The following is a 17274-nucleotide window of genomic DNA, read 5'->3' on the forward strand; positions in this document are numbered from 1 at the left end:
GCGGTTCTTCCACGACAAGCCCGATTCGCAATTGCAGTGTTGATTGCCATCTCCCGGATGCCAAAATTCGAGTTCTGCATACGCGGACGATCGATCCGCTGACGGTGATCTCATCCACTTCCATCGATGTAGAGTTCGGCATGCATGCATGAAATTCCTCCTACCCTGCGAGTTGCGGCTTGAAGACCACGTCGACGCCGTAACTCGTGGAATTGAACGTGCTCGTCGGGAACAGGCTTGAACTGCTATAGGCGTAGACGCCATTGCCTCCACTCGACGAAGACGATGGAGCCGTCAGCGGTCCGTTTGTGAGAGCATTCGCAAACAAATTCGGATCGGCCGAATAGTCGCCGACATTGGTGTGATACGAGGCGATATAGGTCGTGCCGGCCGTGACCGAAACCGGCGTCGAGAAGTTGACCTGCTGCCAGCCGCTCGCCGTCTCGTTGGTGAAGGTCGCGGTGGCGAGCAATGTGCCCGTCGAACTCCACAGGTCGGCGACATGGGTGCCGGTATTTTGTGGCCCCTTGTAGAATCGCAGGCCGGTAATCTGACCTGCTGTAGACGACTGGAACTTGACGCCCAGTTCGACCGCTTTCGGATCGTTGACGGTTGCGATCGACGGCGTCGATGTTGCGCTGAACAGGCTCGATGTTGACGGATCAGACACCGTCAGGCCGACGCTGGCGGAGGCGACGCCGCCATTGGCGTCGGCGATCGAATAGGTGAAGCTCGCCGGCCCAGTGTAGTTGGAGGTCGGCGTGAAGGTCACGACTTGCGTGCTGGTGTTGTAGGACACCGTGCCGTTGGCCGGATTGCTTACCCCGGTGATTGACAGCGCCAGGTTGTTGGGATCGGTGTCATTGGCCAGCAGCTGAGAGGCGTTGATCGTGAGCGCAGTGTTCGTTGTAGTCGCAAAACCACTGTCATTATTGGCTACCGGCGGCTGCGGCCCGGTGGATTTGGTGTAAACGACGTCCACCCAATAGTTGGTCTTGTTGAAACTGTTGGTCGGGAACAGACTTCCCGAGCCATAGGCGTAGACGCCATTGCCCGAGGCGGTGGCGGTGAGGTCGCCGCTGACCACATTGGCGGTGAAGTAATTGCTGGTCGCCGAATATTCGCCGACATTGGTGTGATAGGAGGCGATATAGGTCACGCCAGCGGTGATCGAGACTGGCGTGGCGAAGTTCACCTGTTGCCAACCGCTGGCGCTCTCGGCGGTGAAGGTCGCGGTGGCCAGCAAGGTTCCCGTTGATGTCCAGAGATCGGCGACATGAGTCCCCGTGTTCGACGGCCCCTTGTAGAAACGGATGCCGGTGATCTGGCCATTGGCCGAGGCAACAAATTTTAACCCAAGTTCGACGGAGGCCGCGTCGTTCACCGTGACGGTCGCGGGAACGGAGTTGGCGCTGAACAGTGTTTCGTTGGCCGCGACGGCGTTCACTGTCAAGGCCACGCTGGCGGAGCCGGTTGCGCCGGAGGAATCGGCGATCGCATAGGTGAAGCTCGCCGCGCCCGTGTAGCCCGTGATCGGCGTGAATGTTACGACCTGCGTCGTGGCATTGTAGCTCACCGTCCCGTTCACGGGGTTGCTCACGCCAGTGATCGTCGGCGTCAGGCCGTTTGGATCGGTGTCATTGGCCACGAGCTGCGCCGCGCTGATGGTGATAGGCGTGTTCGCGCTGGTCGAGAAATCGCTGTCGTTGGTGGCGACGAGCGGCTGGGGCGCCTTCACCGTCAGCGAGACCGTGGCGGAAGCCGTGCCGCCGGCGGTGTCGGTGATCGAATAGGTGAAACTCGCTGCGCCGGTGAAGCCGGTGGTCGGCGTGAAGGTCACCGCATCCATCGCTGCATTGTAGCTCACCGTTCCGTTGACGGGATTGCTCACCCCGGAAATGGTCGGCGTCAGGCCGCTGGGATCCGTGTCGTTGGCGAGCAGCGCCGACGCCGTGATGATTGTCGCGGTGTTTTGTAGCGTGGTGAAGCCGCTGTCCGGGTTGGCGACGGGCGCCGCGGCCGCATTCACGTTCAGCGAAACAGTGGCGGAGCCCGTGCCGCCGGCGGTATCGGTGATCGCGTAAGTAAAGCTCGCCGCGCCCGTATAGCCGGTGGTCGGCGTGAAGGTCACGACGTGTGTCGTGGAATTGTAGGTCACCGTGCCGTTGACCGGGGCGCTCACGCCGGAGATGGTCGGTGTCAGGCCGTTAGGATCGGTGTCGTTGGCCAGTAGTTGCGACGCATTGATCGTGAGCGGCGTGTTCTTGCTGGTCGAGAAACCGCTGTCGTTGGTTGCGACCAGCGGCTGCGGCGCCTTCACCGTCAGCGAGACGGTGGCGGAAGCCGTGCCGCCCGCGGTGTCGGTGATCATGTAGGTGAAACTAGCCGGGCCGGTGTAGCCGGTGGTCGGCGTGAAGGTCACCGCGTTCGTCGCGGCATTGTAGGTCGCGGTCCCATTGACGGCGTTGCTCACGCCGGTGACCGACAGCGCGAGGCCGTTGGGATCGGTGTCGTTGGCGAGTAGCAACGATGCCGCAATGGTGGTCGCGGTGTTCTGCAACGTGGTGAGGCCGCTGTCGGGGTTGGCGATGGGCGCCGCCGGCGCCTTCACCGTCAGCGAGACCGTGGCGGAAGCCGTGCCGCCGGCGGTGTCGATGATCGAATAGGTGAAGCTCGCCGGGCCCGAATAGCCTGATGTCGGCGCGAAAGTCACGGTGCTGGTGGCGGCGTTGTAGGTCACCGTCCCGTTGACGGGCGCACTCACGCCCGTGACCGTCATCGCCAGGCTATCGGGATCGGTGTCGTTGGCCAGCAACGACGACGCCGCGATGGTCAAGGCGGTGTTCTGCGGGGTAGTGAAGCCGCCGTCGGCATTCGCCACCGGCGGCGGCGCCTTCACCGTCAGCGAGACATTCGCCGAGGATGTGCCGCCTAACGTATCGGCGATCGTATAGGTGAAGCTGGCGGCGCCGAAGTAGCCGGTGGTCGGCGTGAAGGTCACGACCTGCGTGGTGGCATTGTAGCTCACCGTTCCGTTTACTGGAGCGCTCACCCCGGAAATGGTCGGCGTCAGGCCATTGGGATCGGTGTCGTTGACGAGCAGCGCGGACGCGACAATGGTCAGCGCGGTGCCTTGCTGCGCCGTGAAGCCGCTGTCGGCACTGGCGACCGGCGGCGCCGCGCCGCCATTGAAAACCACGTCAACGTAATAATTGGTCGACTGATAGGTGAGCGTCGGGAAGGCATCGGTCGCGGCATAGGCATAGACGCCGGCCCCGACCGGCGCCGTCAGGGCGCCGTTGGTGACCGGCGCGGTGAAGAAGTTGGTCGTGTCGGCATAGAAGCCATTGGTGTGGTAGGCGGCGACATAGATGGTCCCGGCCGTAATCGGCACCGGATTGGAGAAGGTCACCAATTGCCAGCCGCTCGCTGTCTCGTTGGTGAAGGTCGCGGTGGCCAGCAGCGTTCCCGTCGAACTCCAGAGATCGGCGGTATGCGTGCCGACATTTGCCGACCCCTTGTAGAATCGGATGCCGGTGATTGTGCCATTGGTCGAGGCGGAGAACTTGACGCCCAACTCCACGGGGGAGCCGTCGCTGGAATTGACCTCGTTCGGCGTGTCGTTGGTGCCGAACAGGCTTTGCGCCGATTTCGGATAGGTGACATTGAGCGAAACCTGGCCGGTCGCTGTCGCGCCGCTGGTATCCTTGATCGTGTAGGCGAAGCTTGCTGCTCCCGCATAATTGGCGGTTGGGGTAAAGGTGACCGTGCCCGCCGTCGCATTGTAGGTCGCGGTTCCGTCTACGCCCGCGCTCACGCCGGTGAGCGAGAGAGCTAGCCCGGCGGAATCCGTGTCATTGGCTAGCAGGGTCGAAGCGGCGATGATGATCGAGCTGTTTTGGCTGACCGTGAAGCCGCTGTCGGGATTGGCCTGGGGGCCGCCGCTAGTAGTGTCGTCAAAGACGACGTCCACCCAGAAATTGTCGCTGTTGGCGAAGGAGACGGTATTCGGAAACACCGGGTTCGAGCCATAGGCGAAGACGCCGTTCAGTCCGTTGCCGGTGGCGGTCAACGAACCGTTAGTCAGGCCGGCGCCGACATTGGCGAAATAATAGTCGGTGTACGAATAGCCCGTGGTGCTGTGGTACGACGCGAGATAAGTCTGTCCCGCCTGAATCTGCACAGGCGTCGCGAAATTGACTTGCTGCCAGCCGTTTGCGGTTTCGTCGGAGAAGGTCGCGCTCGCCAGCAGTGTGCCACTCGAGGACCAGAGGTCGCCGATATGCACGCCAGTATTCCCGGCGGCCTTGTAGAAGCGTATGCCGGTGATCTTCCCCGAGGTCGTGGACGTGAATTTTACGCCGACCTCCACCGGACTCGGATCCTTGTCGAAGGTGGACGTCGGAGTGGTCACGCCGCTGAAGATTGACAGGCTTGACGTAGGTTTGACCGTATAGGATTGGCCGTCGCTCGGCGTCTCGAGATTGATGCTGTCGTCGACCGCGCGGCTTTCCAGCATATATGTGCCCGCGCCGGGCGCCGTAAACGTGTAGGACCAGATCTCGGTCGCCGCGCCGACGTTGCTGGTCGCAGGATGCCAGGTCTTGCCGCCGTCGGCGGAGACTTCGACGCCTCCGATCACGCCGTCGACGTCGATTGCGGTTCCGGTCACCGTGACGGTTTGGCCTTCTGTTGGGCTGCTGGTCGAGACGTTGGTGATCTTCGATGTCGGCGCCGTGTGGTCCGTACTGCTGGAGGCGATGAGGAGGCTCGTCTGCAGGGTCTGTGGCTGCACGCCCATGTCCGCGAGGACGTTGACCGTTGCCTGCTGGACGCTGGGATCGACCGGTTCAAGCGTACCCTGATAGACGTCGTGCTGGTCGGACAGGCCCCAGGACCAGAACACCGTGCCGGTCGAGAATATCAGCGCGCCGCTGACGGGGTCGCGAAACTCGACGATATTGTTAGTTGCAGTGCCGTTGCCCGTGGTGTTGCCGTAGTCGAGCAGTTTGGTCGAAACTTGGAGGGTCGTCGACGAAACATCGACCAGGCCGGCGGGACGGTAGCCGTTGTCCGGCGACGAGTCCCACTCATAGCCGAGCAGCCCCGGCGTCAGCGACGCGGTTCCGCCGACCGCCGTGTTCGCCACGGACGTGTTGCGCCATATGCGCAACTGGGTTTCGCCATAGGGGATGGTGATGGTGTCGAAGCGATCGGAATCGACCGAGAACACTTCCCCTGTGAGAGCGTTGGAGGGCGTTCCCGACAATCCCCCGGTCGAGGTGAAGCGCGCGTCCATGAACGTGCCGGTCGCGGTTCCCGTCGGATCGATCAGAGCGTTGGCGTGGGTGTCCTTGTAGGTGACCATGGTGCGGTTCGGCGTCGCCGAGTTGTCGATGCTGGTCGTGAACCGCGTTTGCCAATAGGTCTCGTTGCCGGTCAGGAACATCATGTTGACGCCCGCTTGGCGGGCGGCGAGCACATTCAGATATTGCTGGTCGGTCCAGTATTCGTCGTGCCCCGAGGTCATATAGATCTGGTGGTTGAGCAGCAGGGAATCGTTCGGGGCGGTGCCGACCTGTTCGCCAGTTATGTAGCTGACGTCGTAGCCGTTTTCCTCCAACCAGTAGAGCGTGGGAAACTCGGCCGAGAACGCCATGTCGTTGGATGAGGCGTCTCCTCCAATGGCGCCGAGAATGCTGCCGTCGCGCGTGATGATCGGGCGGTTGTAGCTCACCGCATAGGCCGAACCGTTTACACCGGGCCCGTTGCCGCCATAGACGTCGGCGCCGCCCCAGCTGTTGTAGGCCTGCCAGGTTTCGTCATTGGTCTGGAGCAGGATCGCGCTGGTCGAATTGGGATCGCTAATGATGAAGGGAATCTGGAAGACTTGGTTCCCCTGCGTGACATTGGCGACATAGATGCCTGAAACGGCGGTAGTGGGAACAGACCAGGAGTCGGTCACGCTCCAGTTTCCGGCGTCCACTTCGCCGGTCGCCAGATTAGTTATTGGATTAGGCTGGGCGATTACGCTGCCCGTGTGATTGATCGTGGTGATGAGGCGCGCGCCGTCGCCCTGGTAATAGCCCAGTCGGTAGATGCTGATTGTGTAATTGCCGTTGCCGGTGAGATTGTCGATCTTGAACTGGACAGTGCCTCCGACATTCGTCCCCATCTGCGTGGTGAAGCCTTCGAGCTTGGTCGAATCCTGACCCGAATCGACCCACCAGACGCTCATCGGCGTTCCGGGCTTCTGGTTTTCCAGCACGATTGGGTTGGCCGCGTCGGCGAATGTCGTGGTCGCGGCATTCCCGCCGGAACTGGCTGTGAGCCGCATGTCGGCGCCGGTCGCGCGGCCGTCGGCGGGGACCTGCCATTTGGCGACGACGACACCATTGACGAGACCGTCGGCGTCGCCCGGGCCGCCATCCACGACAGCAAACGGCGCATAGACATCGGCGACGCCGTTGACGCCGGGCGCGCTGGCGAGGTCGGCGATTTGGAATGAGACCGAAGTTCCGGGTTTGACCCCCGTGACCGTAAAGGTCGCCGTGCTGCCTGGCGCGTAGTCTTGTTTATCGGTCGTGACGGTCATCGATGGCGTTGCGGACGAAGCATGGCTCGGCGGCCCTGACGCCGGCGCCGCATCGGCAAGGCCCTTGACGCCGGGCCCGCCGGCGATTGGGAACGCCGCCAAACTTCCGGGTTGGACGCCCGCGATCGTAAAGGTCGCAGCGCCGCCCGGCGGGTAGTCCTGCTGATTGGTCGTGACGGCCGTCGATGGCGCCGTCGACGAAGCCAAGGATGGGATGGTCGTCGACATGCTCAGATTGTTCGACGCCTGCCTCAGCGGCGGCGACGCGAGCGTCAGGCTGATTATGTCCGGCGGGGTGCTTGAGCCGATGCGGCTTTGCGGGGGCTCTTCGGTTGGGACGGAATCGGACGTGAGGGTTATGGACTCCACAAGGATCGTCGACGCCGGGGCGACGAGAGTGTGGTCAAGAACAGGCGCCGTTGCGCCTGAATCCGGCTTCTGGCCGAGCATGACGCCCAACGGGCCGGCCGGCTTAGCGGCCTGCGTGTCGTCAGGTTCGACCGCCGCCGAGGCCACGGTCAGACCCGACCCCGAAAGGCCGAGATCCATTAGGAGAGCGATGGCCAGAGGCGCAAGCGCGCCGTCTCGGTCGCCGGCTTCCGCCACCCTGACGCCGTGTGACGGCGTATCGGGGCCGACAACGATCAACACATCCTCGACGATCGCACGATCGGCACAGGCATAACGCAGAACAGAGATCTTTCCGGCAGCTTTCGCGACCGGGCTGAAGATCAGGCCGCGCAGCTGCGCCGCCGTGATCGCCTGACCGGCGGCGACCCTCGTCCTCCCGTCGGCAAAACGCAGCGACCCATTGGTCGGCAGCTCGACAATGGTCATCACCCGGTCGGGCGCAGAAGCGGAAAGGATAGCGGAGTCCACGCCAATCGGCATATGGTCGCATGATTGTGGCGCGTAGACCACCAGCCCGCTCCATTGCGACAATTCCGCGCCCTCGACTGGAGTCGGCGCGAATTTCAACGTTGCCAGCTCCGCGACGGTTACCGTCTCGCCGCCGCGCAGGGGCGTCAGCCCGTCGGGTTTCAGAACGGCGCCGTGCACGGGCAGCTCGGCGATAACGACCGTTACATCATGGGCGGTGTAGTCGGCCGTCGGTGAAGTTAAAACAGAAAAATGAGCCTCGAAGCCAAAGCGCGGATCGGTCGGGACTTCTGTGAACATGGCGGAACCCCACCCACTGGCCGGGATGCGGTGGACGCGGCAGCGTTCCATGAGTTATGGGAATTGGGGCTGTCTGATCCTGCGAGTGCGGCCATTTAACACTCCGCAATTAAATATAAACAAAATGCGGCTATCCGCCACATGTGATAAATTGTCTCAGCGTCGCCGAATAATCAAATAAAAATTTAAATCCAACATTAAATATTACGAAGATTTAATCTTCGAGCTCCAGTTGGTGCGACGCATTTGTCGCCCTGGCTCTTCCCAGAACTATGCTACGACGCTATTTAAATAATTGATAAATATTAGCCAATTTAAATGAATTTAAAACAACGACGTCGCTGCTGTCGCGGCGCTGGCCGATAACGACCGCGGCGACTGGATCGAACAAATCTGCGCCAAGACCCCAGATCCGGCGCGCCACCATCGCAGTCGATGCCGTGCTTGTTCAGGAAAAGCGCGGTGGTCAATCCGCCGATACCCGCACCTACGATGATCGCCTTCATGTGACACCTTCGCTATCGCACTTGCCGCTGCATTGTGTGCAACGCGTCGACGCAGGTTGATTCTTTGGTTTGGCTACGCACAATTGGACCTCAAGCGAGGAGACTCTGTGCCTTGCTTGCTACGGTATTATCTCTGCCCTGGGGAATACGGTTACAGCCGTAATGCGGGGCGCTGCCCTCTCGTCGTCCCTTAGAACTGTTCGACCGAGAGCGCGAAGATATAACTGATGCCGCGTTCGGTCCGGATAATCCGTGACTCACTCGGATCGAGTTCCAGCTTCCGCCGCAGCCCACAATCGAAAATGCCCTCATGGACGCGCTCTTGCCCGCCTCAAGATCTGTCAGGGAGATCCCGGCGAAGCGCACGCCACGCTTCCCGAAATCTACGGTCGCTTCACCGAGGGTTTCGACACGGCCGATCTTCGCGCGGCCAAAGCGCTCCTGAACGAGATGGGTCCTGCGTCGATCTCGGCGCCAAAGATAACTTCGGCCTAGCTGCCATTCTTGCCGGAAGCGCACTGCTGATTGGCTCGCAGCATTGTCTGCGGCGAAGGACGCGAGAATTTGTCAATCATGAAATTGCACGCCATCCACTCGACTTTCCATTTGCGAGCACCCAAGTTCCGATTGGGAACGGATGGTTCTCGCGAGGTCATTAGGGTGTTGTTGTGATGCGCCGCATCGTCGTTACGGGAATGGGATTGGTGTCGCCGCTCGGTTGCGGCGTCGAGCTCGCATGGTCGCGGCTATCAGCCGGACGATCGGGGCTTCGCGCCTTGCCGGCATGGGCGGCCGCGCTGCCGGCCCGCGTCGCAGGGATGGTGCCGACGAAGGCCGATGATGTCGAAGGCGGCTTCGATCCCGATCTCGGCGCACCGCCCAAGGACCAGCGTAAGATGGACCGCTTCATCCTGTTCGCGCTGGTCGCGGCAGCCGAGGCGATTGCGCAGGCCGCGTGGACGCCGGCCGATGCCCATACGACGGAACGGACGGCGACCGTCATCGCATCGGGCATCGGCGGATTCCCCGCGATCGTCGAAGCGGTGCGCACCACCGATCAGCGCGGCGTTCGCCGCTTGTCGCCGTTCACCGTGCCGTCGTTCCTCGCCAATCTCGCGGCCGGCCACGTCTCGATCCGCCATGGTTTCAAGGGCCCGATCGGAGCACCCGTCACCGCCTGCGCCGCGAGTGTGCAGGCGATCGGCGATGCCGCGCGCCTGATCCGCGCGGGAGAGGCCGATGTCGCCCTATGCGGCGGCGCGGAAGCCTGCATCGATCTCGTCAGCCTCGGTGGCTTCGCCGCCGCGCGGGCGCTATCGACCGATTTCAACGAGACGCCCGAGCGTGCATCCCGTCCGTTCAACCGCGACCGTGACGGCTTCGTGATGGGCGAAGGCGCAGGCATGCTCGTCATCGAGGAACTTGATCATGCGCTCCAGCGCGGCGCCGAGCCCATTGCCGAAATCATCGGCTATGGCACCACCGCGGATGCCCATCACATCACCGCAGGCCCCGAGGACGGCAACGGCGCTCGCCGCGCGATGGAACTCGCGCTGCGTCAGGCGCGACTTGAGCCCGGCCAGGTGCAGCATCTCAACGCGCATTCGACTTCGACGCCGGCCGGCGATCACTCCGAAATCGAAGCCATCAAGTCGGTATTCGGTCGCGAAGGCAAGATCGCGGTGAGCGCAACCAAATCCGCGACGGGGCATCTGCTCGGCGCGGCCGGCGGCTTGGAAGCGATCTTCACCGTTCTCGCATTGCGCGATCAGGTAGCGCCGCCAACCCTCAATCTGGAAAACCCTGATGATGCTGCAGCGGGCATTGACCTCGTCGCCAGAGAAGCCAGGCCGATGGCCATGGAGCACGCGATCTCGAACGGGTTCGGCTTCGGCGGCGTCAACGCCAGCATCATCCTGCGACGCTGGACGTGATCATGTTGCGGAGCGAGGCACCCGCCATTGCTCCGCTCACCCGTCCTAGATCTTGTTTGAGCATGATCTCCGCGCAAACGCTTCGCGTTTGTCGCGAGGGAAAACCGGTTTCCACTTTTCCGGATCATGGTCTAGACCGCCGGCGGATTGCGATCGATGAAGGTCGAGCGTTGGTGCCAATAGGGATAAGGCAGCGTCACCTTGCTCGCTTCGTCGAGCTTGGCGACCTGCTCCTTGGTCAACGACCATCCGATCGCGCCGAGATTCTCGCGCAGTTGCGTCTCGTTGCGCGCACCGATGATCAGCGTGGCGACGGTCGGTCGCTGCAACAGCCAGTTCAGCGCGATCTGCGATACGCTCTTGCCGGTTTCCTTGGCGATCTCGTCGATCGCATCCACGACGCGATAGAGGTGCTCATCCGGCACCGGCGGTCCGAAGGAAGACGTCTGCGGCAACCGGCTGACATCAGGACGCGGCTGGTTGCGCCGGATCTTGCCGGTGAGGCGGCCCCAGCCGAGCGGCGACCACACCACCGCGCCGAGGCCCTGGTCGAGGCAGAGCGGCATCAACTCCCACTCATAGTCACGCCCGATCAACGAATAGTAGGTCTGGTTGGCGACGTAGCGCGGGAAGCCGTATTTGTCAGCGACCGCAAGCGCCTTCATGAGGTGCCAGCCGGAGAAGTTCGAGACCCCGACATAGCGGATCTTGCCGGCACGCACGAGCATGTCGAGCGTTGCGAGCACTTCCTCGGGTGGCGTGAACGCATCGAAGCCGTGCAACTGGAACAGGTCGATATAATCGGTGCCCAGCCGGCTCAGCGAGCTATCGACCGCCGCAAGCAGATGCTGACGGGAGGAACCGATATCGTTCGGTCCTTCGCCGAAGCGGAAGCTGGCCTTGGTCGAGATCAGCAGCTTGTCGCGCCGACCCTTGATCGCCTGGCCGAGCACGCGTTCGGATTCGCCCATCGAATAGACATCTGCGGTGTCGAACATCGACACGCCGGCATCGAGGCAGATGTCGACCAGCCGCCGCGCTTCGGTCGCGTCGGTATTCCCCCACGCTGCCAGCCGACCGACGCCGCCGAAGGTGCCGGTCCCGAAGCTGAGCGCGGGCACGCTGAACCCTGACTTTCCCAGGCGTCGGTATTCCATCTGTGTTCTCCGCATCGTGCATGCCCAGCCAAGGGCGTCGCAGGATCGTATTCAAATCCGGAACCGCTGCAAGCGCACATCCGGAATGACGTGGCGGAGTGAAAGTGACTTGACACTCTATTGCACCGCGATCCGCACCATAATATTATGATCGAAATATAACTGGAGGGCACGGCCATGCCGGAGGATCGAACCGAGGTTGAAACCGGCACCGCCGAATTGCTGTGCCATATCGACGGGCGCGTCGCCATCCTGACGCTGAACCGCCCCGAGGCGCGCAACGCGCTGTCGGACAATCTCACCCCGGCCTTGCGCCGCATGATCAAGAGCCTGGGCGACGATCCGAAGATTGGCGCCCTCCTGATCACGGGCGCGGGCACTGCCTTTTGCGCCGGCGGCGACGTCAAGGGCATGGGCAGCGGCATCGCCCGGCCAGAACGGACGCTGGAGGAGCGTGTCGCCATTCTCCAGGAAAGGCAGCGCACGCTCACCGGCGTGCTGGTGGCGGTCCGCAAACCAACCGTCGCTGCCCTTCCCGGCCCGGCTGCGGGTGCAGGCCTTGCGATCGCACTCGCCTGCGACATCCGGATCGCGGCCGAGTCCGCCATCATGGCGACCGGCTATGCCCGCATCGGCCTGTCCGGCGACTACGGTGTTGCCTGGCTGCTGACGCGGCTGGCGGGAACAGCCCGCGCGCGCGAATTGATGTTCCTCTCGGAGCGTCTTGACGCCAAGCGCTGCGAAGCATTCGGACTGGTCAACCGCGTCGTGCCTGACGATCAGCTCCGATCGGCCGCGCTAGAACTGGCGAAGCAGCTCGCCGATGGCCCGCCGATCGCGCTTGGTTACATCAAGGACAATCTCGACCATGCCCTCACGTCGGACCTTCTGACCTCGATGGATTTGGAAGCCGAGCATATGGTCCGCGCGGCACGCACGACCGACCACAACGAAGCCGTACGCGCATTCGTTGAGAAGCGCAGGCCGGTGTTTCACGGGCAGTAAATATCGTCTCGGGCGCGTGTGAGAAAGAACCGCCCTGGTCATTCCGGGGCGCGCGTAGCGCGAGCCCGGAATCCATCGGACTGCAAGCGCTGTCGCTGAAATGGATTCCGGGTTCGCCACTTTCGAGGCGGCCCGGAATGACGAAGGTGTTTGTGGCGACAAGCGTTCCACTTGCGGGAAAAAGCCGAGAGATCACTCCGAATTCGCGTCCAGGATCGCGCCGAACGGCTCCCAATTGGTGCCGCTCCAGCGCTGCATCTGCAGTTGCGTCCAGACCATATTGTTGCTCTCTGACGTATTGGCCTTGATGCCAGGAGATGCCGTCGGAACCACGAAGTCTTTCAGCGATTTCGCCTGCTTGATGATGTTCTTGCGCGACAGGTCATTGCCGCACTGCTTCAGGATCTGCTCCAGGATCATGCCCTGCATGTAGCCGGTGAGGTAGCTGGTGTTCTGGATGTCGGCGCCGGGCAGATATTTTTCGAAGAACGCGCGATAGGCCTTCATGCCCTCGTCATTGTCCCACCTTGCATCCGTCGGGTCCTTGTTGATGGTGCCGACGATGACGCCCTTCGAATTCTCAAGTCCGGCGGGCTTCAACGTGCCTCCGATCGAGCTCGACGGGAAATTGAGGATCACGGTTGCCTTCCAGCCGATCTCGGTCGCCTTGCGGATCGCCTGCGCTGCGAATTTCGGCGTGCCCGCGACGAAGAAGCCTTCCGCACCGGAGCTCTTGAGATTGACCACCTGGGAATCGATCGTCGGTTCCGTCACTTCATAGGCTGCGGTGACGACGCGCTTGTCGAAATCGCCCTTGAGGATCGACTTGAACGCGGCGACATAGTCTTTGCCGAGGTCATCGTTCTGGAACAGGATCGCGTATTTCTTGCCCGGCAGCGTCTGCTCGAGGAATTTCGCGTAGATGCGGCCCTCGGTCTGGTAGCTGACGAGCCCCGTCGTCGTCAGCGGAAACTCGGCGACATCGGTGAACTTGCTCGAGCCGCTGACGATCGCAATCGAAGGAACACCCTTCGCCTTCAAATATTTCGCCGTCGCTGAATTGCCGGGGGTGCCGAGCTGGCTGAAGATGAACGCGACTTCGTCGCTCTCGACGAGCTTGCGGGCATGCTCGACCGCCTTCGGCGGACTATAGGCATCGTCCATCGCGATATAGGTGATCTTGCGCCCGTTGATGCCGCCGCGATCGTTGATCATCTGGACATAGCCGAGTACGCCGCGCCCGACGAGACCGATCGACGACGCCGGACCGCTGAACGGAAAGATCCCGCCGATCTTGATCTCGCTTGCGCTGACGCCCGGCTCATCGGCCGCATTCGCCGGCATTGCGAGCAGCGATGCCGCAACGCACGCCGCCGCCATACTCAATTTCACCTTCATGGTTACCCTCCCTCCAAAGCCCGTCAAGCGCAGGCCAATCATTTAAGAAAAATGCAGGCAGCCGCCCGCAGCCTGGTTCGCCTGCTCGGGCGAACCAGCCAACATCTCGGAACCTCAAAGAGCTCTCAGGCGACCGCGCGCGCCGGCACCTTCGCCACAACACCGTCAAGGAAGCCGGTGAGCCGTTGCCGGATGATCTGCTCGGCTTCGGTCATGACGCGGTCGATCAGTTCCTGCACGGTCGGAATGTCATTGATCAATCCGACCACCATGCCGCAGCTCCAGGCGCCGGCATCCATTTCGCCGTCGACCATCACCTTGGGATAGACGCCCGCGACCTGATCGAGAATGTCCTCGATCTTCAGCCCCCTGCCCTTCTCGCGCTCGATCTCGACCAGGCGGTCGACGCCCTTGTTCTTCAACACGCGCTCGGTGTTGCGCAGCGCGCGCATCACCAGACGGGTGTCGAGCTCGGTGGCTTCCACCAGCGCCCGCTTCACATTCTCATGCACCGGCGCTTCCTTGGTCGCGACGAAGCGCGTACCCATGTTGATGCCATCGGCGCCCATCGCGAGCGACGCGACGAGGCTGCGGCCGTCAGCCATGCCGCCGGAAGCCACGAACGGAATCTTCAATTCATCCGCCGCGCGCGGCAGCAGGATCATGTTCGGGATATCGTCCTCACCGGCGTGACCGCCGCACTCGAAGCCATCGACGCTGACCGCATCGCAGCCGATCTTCTCGGCTTTCAGCGAATGGCGGACGGACGTGCATTTGTGGATCACCTTGATGCCGGCGGCCTTCAGCGCCGGCATGTACTGCTCGGGGCTGCGGCCCGCAGTCTCGACGATCTTGACCCCGCCCTCGCGGATCGCGGCAATATATTCCGGATAAGGCGGCGCGGTGAAGCTCGGCAGGAAGGTCAGATTGACGCCGAACGGCTTGTTGGTCAGGTCGCGGCAACGCGCGATTTCCTTGGCGAGCAATTCCGGCGTCTTCTGCGTCAACCCGGTGATGATGCCAAGACCGCCGGCGTTCGACACCGCCGCGGCAAGCTCGGCAAAGCCGACATAGTGCATGCCGCCCTGGATGATCGGATGCTGGATGCCGAACAATTCAGTGATCGCTGTCTTCAAGACGTTTCTCCGCTTTCCCGATCAGTTGACGATTTCAAACAGGCCCGCGGCGCCCATGCCGCCACCGATGCACATGGTCACCACGCCGTATCTCGCCTTGCGCCGCCGCCCCTCGATCAGGATATGGCCGGTCAGCCGCGCGCCGGTCATGCCATAGGGGTGGCCGATCGCGATCGAGCCGCCATTGACGTTGAGTTTTTCAGGGTCGATGCCGAGCTTGTCGCGGCAATAGATCACCTGCACCGCATAGGCCTCATTGAGCTCCCAGAGATCGATGTCGTCGACCTTCAAATTGTGCCGCTTGAGCAGCCGCGGGATCGCGGCGACCGGACCGACGCCCATCTCATCCGGCTCGACGCCGGCAGCAACGAAGCCGCGAAAGGTGCCGAGCGGCTTCAGTCCCTTCTGCGCGGCGACCTTGTCGCTCATGATCACGCAGGCGGAGGCGCCATCGGAGAGCTGGCTGGCATTGCCGGCGCTGATCGTCTTGCCCTCGAACACCGGCTTGATCTTTGCGAGCCCTTCGGCCGTCGTGTCCGGCCGCGGCCCCTCGTCCTTCGTCAGCGTCACCTCCTTATAGGTGATCTCCTTGGTATCCTTGTCGACAACCGCCATCCTGGTCGTGATCGGCACGATCTCGTCGTTGAAGCGGCCGCCCTGCAAGGCGGCGCCGACGCGGCGCTGGCACTCGAGCGAGTATTCATCCTGCTGCTCGCGCCCTATCCCGTAGCGCTCGGCGACGACCTCGGCCGTCTCCAGCATCGACATGTACATGTCGGGCTTCATCGCCATCAGCTCATCGTCGACAGCGTGGAACCTGTTCATGTGCTCGTTCTGCACCAGGCTGATCGACTCGATGCCGCCGCCGATCGCAACCTCGACGCCGTCCAGCATCACCGAGCGCGCCGCGACTGCAATCGCCTGCAGGCCGGAGGCGCATTGCCGGTCGATCGTGGTACCGGCGACGGTGACGGGCAAGCCAGCGCGGATCGCGCCCTTGCGCGCAACGTTCATCACCATGGTGCCCTGCTGCATCGCGCAGCCCATCACCACGTCCTCGACCTCACCGGGCTCGATGCCGGCGCGCCGGACCGCTTCGGCCATCACATGGCCGGCCATGGTCGGCCCTTCCGTGTTGTTGAGCGCGCCGCGATAGGCCTTGCCGACGCCTGTACGCGCGGTCGATACGATCACTGCATCTCGCATATGCTTTCCTCTTCTCAGGCGGCCTTGTCGAGCTGCGCATAGCGCAGGACATGAAAGGCGGGGTCGCCGAACTGGATGTTGATGGATGAGATCCGCTTGAAGTAATGGCCGACATTGAGCTCGTCAGTCATGCCCATGCCGCCGTGAAGCTGCACCGCCTGGTCGGCGACGAATTTCGCCGCGTAGCCGATCTTCGACTTGGCGCCAGACGCAAGCCGCGAGCGTCCGGCGTCCTTTGATGCAAGGCCGAGATTGAGATGCTGCATCAGGGAGAGCGCCTCCTGATGCGCAATGAACATATCGACCATCCGGTGCTGTAGCACCTGGAACGAGCCGAGCGTCGCGCCAAACTGCTTTCGCGTCTTGCTGTACTCGAGCGTCGCCGCATTCAGTTCTCCCATCGCGCCGACAGTCTCCGCGCAGAGCGCGCCGATGGCCCTGTCACGGCAGGTCTCGAGCGCAGCAACGCCCTCGCCTTCTCGCCCGAGCATCTGGCTCGCCGGCACCGAGACGTTCATCAGCGCAACCTCGGCCGCACGCCGGCCATCGATAGTCCTAAAGCCCTGCAGATGAAGGTTCGGGGAATGGCGATCGACAACGAACAGACTGACGCCGTTGCGATCACCCCGCTCGCCCGACGTGCGGGCGGAGACGATCAGGCTGTCAGCCCAGGGCGCAGCCACGACCGCCGCCTTGGTACCGCTGAGCACGTAGCTGCCGCCCTCACGGCGCGCGGTGGTGGAAACATGGGCGAGATCGTAACGCGAGCGGCCTTCCGACCAGGCCAGTGCCCAGACATTCTCTCCGGACATGATGTCAGGGAGATACGTGGCCTGCTGAGCCGCTGAGCCAAAATCTTCGATCAGGCCGCCGGCAAGAACGACGGTCTCGAAGAACGGCTCGACCAGAAGATGTCGGCCAAATTCATGCATGATGATCATGGTGGCCAGCGGCCCGCCGCCGAGTCCGCCAACCTCCTCGGAGAACGGCGCGGCAAGCAAGCCGAGTTCGGCGAAGGACGACCAATGTTTGCGGCTCCAGCCCTCCTCGCTCGCGATGATCTTGCGGCGCGCGTCGAAATCGTACTGGTCGCGCAACAGACGCTGCACGCTCGATCGCAACAGCTCCTGCTCTTCCGTGAACTGGATGTCCATTCCG

At 62.5% G+C, this 17274-nt stretch carries 8 protein-coding genes and 1 pseudogene; 2 read left to right on the plus strand and 7 right to left on the minus strand.

Translation table 11 applies throughout. The features are described from left to right. Positions 1-160 precede the first annotated feature (160 nt). Positions 161-7774 (minus strand): DUF4082 domain-containing protein, encoded by a 7614-nt coding sequence (locus ACZXDY_RS08170; protein WP_464345127.1) that lies wholly within the window; start codon positions 7772-7774, stop codon positions 161-163. Positions 7775-8199: 425 nt separating this feature from the next. Then, positions 8200-8280: pseudogene (locus ACZXDY_RS08175) on the minus strand (NAD(P)-binding protein); the annotation flags it as partial. Positions 8281-8951: 671 nt separating this feature from the next. Here ACZXDY_RS08175 and fabF point away from each other — a divergent pair. Next, the gene (gene fabF / locus ACZXDY_RS08180; RefSeq protein ID WP_464345128.1) at positions 8952-10214 is read left to right on the plus strand and encodes a beta-ketoacyl-ACP synthase II; all 1263 of its coding nucleotides are present in this window, start codon (positions 8952-8954) and stop codon (positions 10212-10214) included. Positions 10215-10345: 131 nt separating this feature from the next. Here the strand turns inward: fabF and ACZXDY_RS08185 are convergent, their stop codons facing one another. Further along, positions 10346-11371 carry an aldo/keto reductase gene (locus ACZXDY_RS08185; RefSeq protein ID WP_464345129.1) on the minus strand — a complete coding sequence of 342 codons (1026 nt, stop codon included), beginning with the start codon at positions 11369-11371 and terminating at the stop codon, positions 10346-10348. Positions 11372-11548: 177 nt separating this feature from the next. On the opposite strand from ACZXDY_RS08185, the gene ACZXDY_RS08190 reads away from it, so the two are divergent. After that, positions 11549-12376 carry an enoyl-CoA hydratase-related protein gene (locus ACZXDY_RS08190; protein WP_464345130.1) on the plus strand — a complete coding sequence of 276 codons (828 nt, stop codon included), beginning with the start codon at positions 11549-11551 and terminating at the stop codon, positions 12374-12376. 192 nt (positions 12377-12568) lie between these two features. Here ACZXDY_RS08190 and ACZXDY_RS08195 read toward each other — a convergent pair whose 3' ends face one another. The 4 genes from ACZXDY_RS08195 to ACZXDY_RS08210 all read right to left on the minus strand — a co-directional run bounded on the left by ACZXDY_RS08195 (position 12569) and on the right by ACZXDY_RS08210 (position 17270). Next, the gene (locus tag ACZXDY_RS08195) at positions 12569-13774 is read right to left on the minus strand and encodes an ABC transporter substrate-binding protein (RefSeq protein WP_464345131.1); all 1206 of its coding nucleotides are present in this window, start codon (positions 13772-13774) and stop codon (positions 12569-12571) included. A gap of 125 nt (positions 13775-13899) precedes the next feature. Then, positions 13900-14910, minus strand: a complete 1011-nt coding sequence (locus tag ACZXDY_RS08200) for an NAD(P)H-dependent flavin oxidoreductase (RefSeq protein WP_464345132.1) — start codon at positions 14908-14910, stop codon at positions 13900-13902. Between the two features lie 21 nt (positions 14911-14931). Continuing rightward, positions 14932-16116, minus strand: a complete 1185-nt coding sequence (locus ACZXDY_RS08205) for an acetyl-CoA C-acyltransferase (protein ID WP_464345133.1) — start codon at positions 16114-16116, stop codon at positions 14932-14934. Between the two features lie 14 nt (positions 16117-16130). After that, complete coding sequence (locus tag ACZXDY_RS08210) at positions 16131-17270, minus strand: acyl-CoA dehydrogenase family protein (protein ID WP_464345134.1); 1140 nt, start codon at positions 17268-17270, stop codon at positions 16131-16133. Positions 17271-17274 lie beyond the last annotated feature (4 nt).

The organism is Bradyrhizobium sp. LeoB3 (assembly GCF_055456055.1).

Bases quoted from the DNA above. Each gene is read 5' to 3' on its own strand.
- ACZXDY_RS08210 (WP_464345134.1), bottom strand. From the start codon at position 17,270: ATGGACATCCAGTTCACGGAAGAGCAGGAGCTGTTGCGATCGAGCGTG.
- ACZXDY_RS08190 (WP_464345130.1), top strand. From the start codon at position 11,549: ATGCCGGAGGATCGAACCGAGGTTGAAACCGGCACCGCCGAATTGCTG.
- fabF (WP_464345128.1), top strand. From the start codon at position 8,952: ATGCGCCGCATCGTCGTTACGGGAATGGGATTGGTGTCGCCGCTCGGT.
- ACZXDY_RS08185 (WP_464345129.1), bottom strand. From the start codon at position 11,371: ATGGAATACCGACGCCTGGGAAAGTCAGGGTTCAGCGTGCCCGCGCTC.
- ACZXDY_RS08170 (WP_464345127.1), bottom strand. From the start codon at position 7,774: ATGTTCACAGAAGTCCCGACCGATCCGCGCTTTGGCTTCGAGGCTCAT.
- ACZXDY_RS08195 (WP_464345131.1), bottom strand. From the start codon at position 13,774: ATGAAGGTGAAATTGAGTATGGCGGCGGCGTGCGTTGCGGCATCGCTG.
- ACZXDY_RS08205 (WP_464345133.1), bottom strand. From the start codon at position 16,116: ATGCGAGATGCAGTGATCGTATCGACCGCGCGTACAGGCGTCGGCAAG.